Raw genomic sequence first — 8,370 nt, 5'->3', positions numbered from 1 at the left:
AAGAGCCAGGTCTGCGGCGCGCTGTCGGTGCAGGGTTTTGCCCGCGCGCACCGGCTCTCGCCAGGCGAAGAACAGGTGCTGATCGCCTTGTGCGATGGCCGCTCGCCGGGCGACATCGCCAAAACCCACGGCGTGGCGATTTCGACCGTGCGCACGCAGATTGCGAACATCCGGGCCAAGACCGGCAGCGTCAGCATCCGCGACCTGATCCAGCAAGTGGCCTTGCTGCCGCCGCTGGTCGGTGCCCTGCGCCAGAAGCCGGAAGCCCGCACCGCCGCGCCGGCAGGCAGCGCCAGCGCGCGGGCGATGCACAGTGCCGATCACCTGCTCGAAGCACTGGGCGCGTTGACCAGCTGACGCGGCGGGTGGCGCGCGCGAGTTCACGCGCGTCAAGCCGCCTGGCGGCCAGGGCGCTACGATGGGGGGCATGCAAGATGCCCCCCACGCTTCCCCTTCACCGCGCAGCCCTGTGGCCCTGCCCTTGCTGTCGCCCTCGCTTCAGCTGCTGGCGCAGCGTGGCGACCTGCGGCGCTACCCCAAGGGCACGCTGATCATCCAGGAGGGGGACAGGGGCGACACGCTCTACATCATCGTCTCCGGCCTGCTGCGCGCCTTCTCGGCCGACGAGACCGGCCGCGAGATCACCTATGGCGTCTACGGCCCGGGCGAGTACATGGGCGAGATGAGCCTGGACGGCGGTCTGCGCTCGGCCAGCGTCATCACCCAGGAGCCCAGCGCCTGCGTGGTGCTGACCCGCGAAACCCTGACCCGCCACATTGCCGAACACCCCGAGTTTGCGTTCGAGTTGCTGGCCAAGGTCATCCACCGGGCCCGCGCGGTCACGCTGTCGGCCAAGCGATTGGCACTGAACGACGTGTACGGCCGGCTGCGCCTGCTGCTGACCCAGCCACCCAACGAAGCCTGCGGGGCCGACGGACTGTTCAACGGCCGGCTGACCCACCAGGACGTGGCCAGCCGCATCGGCAGCTCGCGCGAGATGGTCAGCCGCCTGCTGAAGGACCTGGAGCGTGGCGGCTATGTGGCGCAGCAACGCGGCCGTCTTCAAGTTCTGCGGAATCTTCCACCCCGTTGGTAGGTGGTGCACCCGGCGCTGCGGGTACGCAGCACCACCCTCCGAGAGGGTGCGGGGCCGCTTGGGGCGGCCCGGCGCCGGCCCCGCTGGATGGTGCACCCGGCGCTGCGGGTACGCAGCACCACCCTCCGAGAGGGGGCGGGGCCACTTGGGGCGGCCAGATGCTGGCCTCGGTGGTCAACTTCTACAACCCGTCACACGTCTTCATCGGCGGCGGCATCCAGCGCATCGGCCCGCTGTTCCTTGCCGCGGTGCGCCAAAGCGTCTACCACCGCTCACTGGCCCTCTCCACGCGCCACCTGGAAATCCAGTACACGCCGCTGGGCGAGCGCGCCGGCTTGATTGGCGCAGCGGCGCTGGCGATGCAGGAGACGCTTCGGCTGCCGGGTTAGATCGCCACGACGCGGAATTCGTTGCAAAGACTGTCGAGCAACTTGCCAGTGAGTTTTCGGCTGCGCAGCTTGGTGACACCGCTGCGCTCGAACAAGGCCACCGCGAACCCGCCGTTGTGCTGGCGAGAGACGTAGCGAATGCCATCCCACTTCGGGCCGGCCTCATGAATGGCCTTGGCCCATGCCATGGGCAGGGCGTAATCGCTGCCGGCGCTGATGTCGTTGTTGAGGCCCAGCCTCTTCAGAGGCTTGCCGGTGAGATCGGCCAGCACCAGGGTCGACCTCGCCGGCCGATGCAGTTGCACGACGTGCCGTGAAGTGAGGTCAGTCAGCGGTATTTCGTAGTGGCCGTTGCGGAACCACGCGCATTCGTGGATCACGGATTCACAAAACGCCACCGACACATCGTCGGCCGCGTAGCAACTGCCAAAGCTCTGTGATGCATCCGCCGGTGGGCCGTCGAACCGGTAGCGGCCACACGACCAGAAGGGCTCGGTTTTCGGAAACCGGGACAGCCGAAGCAGCGACTCGGCCGGCACCAGCGCCGCTTCGAGCAGGTGCTCGAAAGAACCCGGCTCAGGCAACCTCAACGCCATCGCGCTTGGGGTGAGCCTCTTCCGCCCACGACCGGGCCAACTGCACGACGCGTGCGAGCTGCGCGGCGTCATTCGTCGCCGTCAGCGCCTGCAGCACCGTCTTGCCACCAAGCCCACCGTGAGGACGCTTCCAGAAGACCAGCTTTTCAGTGGGCGACAGGCCGCTCAGCGCCTGAGCAACAGCGCCCACTGCGTGACGGTCAAGGTCCAGGAACTCGCGAGGGTAGTAGCGCTGGCGTTTGACCAGGATGGCGAACACTTCGCCTCGGTCCGCCGCCGGACCCAACGCCTGCGGCGTCAAGCCCCAATGGTCAGCCAGCAGCTTGGCCGGCACAACCTCACCCGATTGGACCCATTCCACCTTGGCCGCCTCGCCGCGCGCCACGGCGGCGGCGAGTCCGGTCGCCGTGGCCGGCGCATCGTTGGCTGCAGGGCGAGGTGAAGCGCTCCTGCCCTGCCGGCGCTGCACCTTGCCAACCGGCAGGACGATGCCCTGACGCCGCATTTCGGAAACCAGCAGGCCCAGCGTGCCCTTGAGCTCGGAAACCGTGTGCTCAAGCTGCTCGATGCGCTGGTGAGCCTGGGAGGACAGGTGTCTCATGTCGGAATTGGCCATCTGGAAAGTCTAGCAGCGCGGCGAAAACGACGCAAACAGCGAAATTAGCGAAATCGACGCAAACAGCGAAAGGCGTCACCCGGCCGAGCCAGCAAAAGATCAAGTTCGACCCAATTTAGGTCTAATTTCGATCTTGCTGGGCCGAAGCTGGGCTCCTAGCATCGGTTCCATGAGGAAACGCCGGGCCGCCCCAAGTTCCTCACCCCCTCTGGGGGCCTGACGCCTTGCGGCAGGTTTGGGGCCCCATGAAAAAAGCGCCGGCTTCCGACCGGCGCGAGGAGACCCATGCTGGCGCTTTCGTTTCAGGACGTCGTCAAGGCGTTTGGCCCGGTGCAGGTGCTGCACGGGGTCAGCTTTTCGCTGGACGCGGGGCGCATCTACGGCCTGCTGGGCGAAAACGGCGCTGGCAAGTCAACGCTGATGAAGATTGCCTCGGGCTACGAGGCGGCAACGAGCGGCCAGCTGTGCCTGGACGGGCAGCCGGTGCGCTTTGCGAACTCGCGGGACGCCGAGGCCGCCGGCATCGTGCTGATCCACCAGGAATTCAACCTGGCCGAGGACCTGACGATTGCGCAGAACATCTTCCTCGGCCACGAGAAGAAAAAGCGCGGCGGCTGGCTGGACGACGCAGCGATGCGGCGCGAGGCCGCAGCGGTGCTGCAGCGCGTGGGCCTGGACCGCGACCCGGACACCCGGCTGCGTCAGCTGATCGTGGCCGAGAAACAGCTGGTCGAGATAGCCAAGGCGCTGGCGCGCAACGCCCGCCTGCTGATCATGGACGAACCCACCGCGACGCTGACGCCCGGCGAGACCGAGCGCCTGTTCGCGCTGATGGCCCAGCTCAAGGCCGGCGGCACCACCATCCTCTACATCTCGCACAAGCTCGACGAGGTGGAGCGCATCACCGACGAGGTCGTCGTGATGCGCGACGGGCGCTTCATCACCCGCGCCGCCACCCGCAGCTTGAGCCGCGCGCAGATGGCCAACCTGATGGTGGGCCGCGAACTGTCGGACCTGTTCCCGGCCAAGCAGCTGCCGCCGACTGATGCGCCGGTGCGGCTGCGCGTGCAGGACCTCAGCGTGCCCGGCTGGGCCGAGCAGGCCAGCTTCGAGGTGCGGGCCGGCGAGATCCTGGGTTTCGCCGGGCTGGTCGGCGCCGGCCGCACCGAGCTGTTCGAGGGCCTGCTGGGCTTGCGCAGCAGCAGCGCCGGGCGCGTGGAGATCGACGGCCAGGCCGTCGCCCTGCGCAGCCCGCGCGAGGCCGCCGACCTGGGCCTCACCTACCTCAGCGAAGACCGCAAGGGCAAGGGCCTGCACGTGGCCATGGGCCTGACCGAGAACCTGACGCTGATGAACCTGCGCCAGTACGCCAAGCCCTGGCTGCGCAAGGACCAGGAGCGCCAGGCGCTGGGCGATGCAGTGCGCGAGTTCGGCATCCGCACCGGCTCGCTGTCGCTGCGCGCTTCGTCGCTGTCTGGCGGCAACCAGCAGAAGCTGGCGCTGGCCAAGGTGCTGCAGCCCGGCCCCAAGGTCGTCGTGCTGGACGAGCCGACGCGCGGCGTGGACGTGGGCGCCAAGCGCGACCTCTATGTGCTGATCCACCGGCTCGCCGCGCAGGGCTGCGGCGTGATCGTCATCTCGTCCGAACTGATCGAGCTGATCGGCCTGTGCCACCGCGTGGCGGTGATGCGGGCCGGCCGGCTCACCACCACCCTGCAGGCGGATCGCCTGAGCGAAGAGGCCTTGATCGCCCATGCAACCGGCACGCACTGAAATGACCCCGAGCAGCGCCCCGGCAAGCGACTGGCGCACCCACTGGCACCGGCTGCGAAGCATCGGCCCGGTGCTGGGCCTGGTGCTGCTGTGCATTGCCGGCACGCTGCTGAACAGCGAGTTCGCCTCGCTGGACAACGCGATGAACGTGCTGACCCGCACCGCCTTCATCGGCATCATCGCGGTGGGCATGTGCTTCGTCATCATCTCGGGCGGCATCGACCTGTCGGTCGGCTCGATGGCCGCGCTGATCGCCGGCTGCATGATCCTGCTGATGAACGCGCTGGCCGCCAAAGGCTGGTCGCCGCTGGCCAGCGTGGGCGCCGGCATGGTGTTCGCGGTCGTGCTGGGCGCAGGCTTCGGGCTGGCGCACGGGCTGCTGATCACCCGCGGCCGCATCGAGCCCTTCATCGTCACGCTGGGCACGCTGGGCATCTTCCGCGCCTACCTGACCTACTTCGCCGACGGCGGCGCCATCACGCTGGACAACGCGCTGTCCGACGTCTACAGCCCTGTCTACTACGCCAGCTGGCTGGGCGTGCCCATCCCCGTCTGGGTTTTCGGCGTGGTCGCGGTCATCGGCAGCCTGATCCTGAACCACAGCGCCTTCGGCCGCTACGTGCAGGCCATCGGCTCGAACGAGCAGGTGGCGCGCTACGCGGCGGTGAACGTGGACCGCATCAAGGTGCTGACCTACATGCTGCTGGGCGTGTGCGTGGGCATGGCCACGCTGCTGTACGTGCCGCGGCTGGGCTCGGCCTCGCCCACCACCGGCCTGCTGTGGGAGCTGGAAGCGATTGCCGCGGTCATCGTCGGCGGCACCGCGCTGCGCGGCGGTGCCGGCAGCGTGGTCGGCACCGTGATCGGCGCGGTGCTGCTCTCGGTGATCGGCAACATCCTGAACCTGACCAACATCATCAGCGTGTACCTGAATGCCGCCGTGCAGGGCTTCGTGATCATCGCCGTCGCGTTCACGCAGCGGCGCCGGCCGTAGACACACAGGCACCTCTTTCTCGTTCCCTTCGGCAGCCACCAGAAGGCTGTCTTGCCCAACCACAACAGGAGACATGACATGAAATTCCGCACCCCTGCACGCATTCGGTTGCTGGGCCTGGCCGCAGCCGCCAGCCTGGCCTTCGTCGGCCAGGCCGCACTGGCGCAAGCCGCGCCTGTCAACCTCGGCGTCGTGATCCCGTCGGCCACGCACAGCTTCACCGCCGGCATCGTGTTCTGGGCCAACCAGGCCAAGAAAGACCTGGAGGCCGCGCACCCGGGCCTGAAGGTCACGGTGAAGACTGCAGGCGGCGCGCCCGAGCAGGCCAACCAGCTGCAGGACCTGGTCACCGTCACCAAGATCAATGCGCTGGTGATCTTCCCGTTCGAATCGGCTGCACTCACCAAACCGGTCGCCCAGGTCAAGGCCAAGGGCGTCTACGTCACCGTAGTTGACCGCGGGCTGACCGACACCTCGGCGCAGGACGCCTACGTGGCCGGCGACAACACCGCCTTCGGCCGCATCCCCGGCGAATACCTGGGCAAGGCGCTGGGCGGCAAGGGCAACATCGTCGCGCTGCGCGGCATCCCGACCACCATCGACAACGAGCGCATGGACGCGTTCAACGCTGCGCTGAAGGCCTACCCAGGCATCAAGCTGCTGGACGCCAAGCCCGGCAACTGGAACCGGGACGATGCCTTCAAGGTCATGCAGGACTTCCTGACCCGCTTCAAGCAGATCGACGCCGTGTGGGCGGCCGACGACGACATGGCCATCGGCGTGCTGAAGGCCATCGAGCAGGCCAAGCGCAGCGACATCAAGATCGTCTTCGGCGGCGCCGGCGCCAAGGGCATGGTCAAGACGCTGATGGACGGCAGCAACCCGCTGATCCAGGCCAACGTCTCGTACTCGCCGAAGTTCATCTACGACGCGATCAAGCTCACCGCCGAGGCGCGGCTGAAGGGCGAGAAGCTGCCGCCCAACACCATCATTCCTTCGGTGCTGATCACCAAGGACAACGCCAAGCAGTTCTATTTCCCCGATTCCCCGTTCTGAGCAATTGGCGCAGGAGAGCCCACCATGGCCAGACCCATCACCTTGTTCACCGGCCAGTGGGCCGACCTCCCACTGGCCGAGCTTGCGCCGCTGGCCAAGCGCATGGGCTACGACGGCCTGGAGCTGGCCTGCTGGGGCGACCACTTCGACGTGCAGGCCGCGCTGGCGTCGCCGCGCTACGTGGAGCGCAAGCGCGAGCTGCTGGCCGACCACGGCCTGCAGTGCTTCGCCATTGGCAACCACCTGACCGGCCAGGCGGTGTGCGACCGCATCGACGAGCGGCACCAGGCCATCCTGCCGCAGCACGTGTGGGGCGACGGCGACCCCGAAGGCGTTCGCCAGCGCGCCGCGCGCGAGATGCAGGACACCGCGCGCGCCGCGGCCAACTTCGGCGTCAAGACCGTCACCGGCTTCACCGGCTCGGCCATCTGGCACGCGATGTACGCCTTCCCGCCCACCTCGCAGGCCTACATCGAGCGCGGGTTCACTGACTTCGCCGCCCGCTGGACACCCATCCTCGACAGCTTCGAAAAACACGACGTGGACTTCGCGCTGGAAGTGCACCCGACCGAGATCGCTTTCGACACCGCCTCGGCCCAGCGCGCGCTGGAGGCCGTGAAGCAGCACCGCCGCTTCGGCTTCAATTTCGACCCCAGCCACCTCGCCTACCAGGGCGTGGACTACATCGGTTTCATCCGAAGGTTCGGCAAGCGCATCTTCAATGCGCACATGAAGGACGTGTGGTGGGCCAAGGGTGACGGCACCGTGGGCACCTTCGGTGGCCACACCGCCTTTGGCGATGCACGCCGCAGCTGGGACTTCCGCAGCGTGGGCCGCGGCATGATCGACTTCGAATCGCTGATCGTCGCGCTCAACGACGTGGGCTACGCCGGCCCGCTCAGCGTCGAATGGGAAGATAGCCGCATGGACCGCGTGCATGGCGCCACCGAGAGTGCCGCCTACTGCCGCCGGCTGGATTTCGCGCCCGCCGGTGGCGACTTCGACGCCGCCTTCGCTCGGGACGCCCAAGGCGGAATGGCCGGCTGATGGCACAAACTTCTCCCCGCAAGCTGCGCTACGCCATGGTCGGCGGCGGGCGCGACGCCTTCATCGGCCAGGTTCACCGCGCCGCGATGGCGCTGGACGGCCGCTACGAGCTGGTCGCCGGCGCGCTGTCGTCCCAGCCGGACAAGGCCATCGCCTCCGGCCGCGACCTGGGCCTGGCCGCTGCACGCAACCACGGCAGTTGGCAGGACCTGCTGGCGCACGAGCTGAGCCTGCCGGCCGAGCAGCGCGTCGACCTGGTCAGCATCGTCACGCCCAACCACGTGCACCACGAGGTCGCCCGGGCATTCGCCGACGCCGGCCTGCACGTGGTCTGCGACAAGCCGCTGGTGCACACCAGCGCCCAGGCCGGGGACCTGGTGCGCGTGGTCGCCCAGCGCGGCACCGTGTTCGGCGTGACCTACAACTACACCGGCTACCCGATGGTCCGTCAAGCCCGCGAGATGGTGCGCCAGGGCGTGATCGGCGAAGTCCGCAAGGTCGTCGTCGAATACCACCAGGGCTGGCTCGCCAAGCGCGTGGAAGGCGGCCAGAACAAGCAGGCCGACTGGCGCACCGACCCGGCCCGCAGCGGCATCGCCGGCGCGATGGGCGACATCGGCTCGCACGCCGAGAACCTGATCGCCACCGTCACCGGCCTGGAGGCAGAACGCCTCTGCGCCGACCTGACCGCCTTCGTGCCCGGCCGCCAGCTGGACGACGACGCCAGCCTGCTGCTGCGCTTCCACGGCGGCGCGCGCGGCGTGCTGCTGGCGTCCCAGATCGCCGCCGGCTTCGAGAATGAC

9 protein-coding genes and 1 pseudogene are annotated in these 8,370 nt (G+C 68.1%); 8 read left to right on the top strand and 2 right to left on the bottom strand.

What is annotated here, in order from left to right; genetic code table 11:
- The 3 genes and pseudogenes from FKP22_RS13820 to FKP22_RS13810 form a co-directional block, all read left to right on the top strand.
- Positions 1–357, top strand: a 357-nt coding sequence (locus FKP22_RS13820; RefSeq protein ID WP_233446843.1) for a helix-turn-helix domain-containing protein, incomplete at its 5' end; no start/stop codon positions are given.
- 70 nt (positions 358–427) lie between these two features.
- Positions 428–1,096: a Crp/Fnr family transcriptional regulator gene (locus tag FKP22_RS13815; protein ID WP_170200896.1), complete on the top strand. Its 669-nt coding sequence runs from the start codon at positions 428–430 to the stop codon at positions 1,094–1,096.
- 152 nt (positions 1,097–1,248) lie between these two features.
- Positions 1,249–1,485 (top strand): annotated as a pseudogene (locus tag FKP22_RS13810) (ROK family protein); the annotation flags it as partial.
- On the opposite strand, the gene FKP22_RS13805 reads toward FKP22_RS13810, so the two are convergent.
- Both FKP22_RS13805 and FKP22_RS13800 read right to left on the bottom strand, forming a co-directional pair.
- Complete coding sequence (locus tag FKP22_RS13805; RefSeq protein WP_170200895.1) at positions 1,482–2,081, bottom strand: RES family NAD+ phosphorylase; 600 nt, start codon at positions 2,079–2,081, stop codon at positions 1,482–1,484. The pseudogene FKP22_RS13810 and the gene FKP22_RS13805 sit on opposite strands and share 4 nt — an antisense overlap.
- Positions 2,062–2,682: a hypothetical protein gene (locus FKP22_RS13800; RefSeq protein WP_141288061.1), complete on the bottom strand. Its 621-nt coding sequence runs from the start codon at positions 2,680–2,682 to the stop codon at positions 2,062–2,064. The genes FKP22_RS13805 and FKP22_RS13800 overlap by 20 nt, the downstream gene beginning before the upstream one ends.
- 300 nt (positions 2,683–2,982) lie before the next feature.
- Between FKP22_RS13800 and FKP22_RS13795 the strand changes: the two genes are divergently transcribed.
- The 5 genes from FKP22_RS13795 to FKP22_RS13775 all read left to right on the top strand — a co-directional run.
- On the top strand, positions 2,983–4,470 hold the full coding sequence (locus FKP22_RS13795) for a sugar ABC transporter ATP-binding protein (RefSeq protein ID WP_141288060.1): 1,488 nt from the start codon (positions 2,983–2,985) through the stop codon (positions 4,468–4,470).
- Between the two features lies 1 nt (position 4,471).
- Positions 4,472–5,464 (top strand): ABC transporter permease, encoded by a 993-nt coding sequence (locus FKP22_RS13790; RefSeq protein ID WP_141288059.1) that lies wholly within the window; start codon positions 4,472–4,474, stop codon positions 5,462–5,464.
- Between the two features lie 78 nt (positions 5,465–5,542).
- On the top strand, positions 5,543–6,520 hold the full coding sequence (locus FKP22_RS13785) for a substrate-binding domain-containing protein (protein ID WP_141288058.1): 978 nt from the start codon (positions 5,543–5,545) through the stop codon (positions 6,518–6,520).
- A 24-nt stretch (positions 6,521–6,544) separates the two neighbouring features.
- Positions 6,545–7,567, top strand: coding sequence for a sugar phosphate isomerase/epimerase family protein (locus tag FKP22_RS13780; protein WP_141288057.1), 1,023 nt, complete (start codon positions 6,545–6,547; stop codon positions 7,565–7,567).
- The coding region (locus FKP22_RS13775; protein ID WP_141288056.1) for a Gfo/Idh/MocA family protein at positions 7,567–8,370 on the top strand (804 nt) is incomplete at its 3' end. The genes FKP22_RS13780 and FKP22_RS13775, both read left to right, overlap by 1 nt.

It is taken from the genome of Ideonella azotifigens (assembly GCF_006519715.1).
Taxonomy (GTDB): Bacteria; Pseudomonadota; Gammaproteobacteria; order Burkholderiales; family Burkholderiaceae_C; genus Ideonella; species Ideonella azotifigens.
This window is presented reverse-complemented; position numbering and strand designations above follow the sequence as displayed.

Coding starts and splice junctions, on each gene's coding strand:
- FKP22_RS13815 (WP_170200896.1), top strand. CDS start 428: ATGCAAGATGCCCCCCACGCTTCCCCTTCACCGCGCAGCCCTGTGGCC.
- FKP22_RS13805 (WP_170200895.1), bottom strand. CDS start 2,081: ATGGCGTTGAGGTTGCCTGAGCCGGGTTCTTTCGAGCACCTGCTCGAA.
- FKP22_RS13800 (WP_141288061.1), bottom strand. CDS start 2,682: ATGAGACACCTGTCCTCCCAGGCTCACCAGCGCATCGAGCAGCTTGAG.
- FKP22_RS13795 (WP_141288060.1), top strand. CDS start 2,983: ATGCTGGCGCTTTCGTTTCAGGACGTCGTCAAGGCGTTTGGCCCGGTG.
- FKP22_RS13790 (WP_141288059.1), top strand. CDS start 4,472: ATGACCCCGAGCAGCGCCCCGGCAAGCGACTGGCGCACCCACTGGCAC.
- FKP22_RS13785 (WP_141288058.1), top strand. CDS start 5,543: ATGAAATTCCGCACCCCTGCACGCATTCGGTTGCTGGGCCTGGCCGCA.
- FKP22_RS13780 (WP_141288057.1), top strand. CDS start 6,545: ATGGCCAGACCCATCACCTTGTTCACCGGCCAGTGGGCCGACCTCCCA.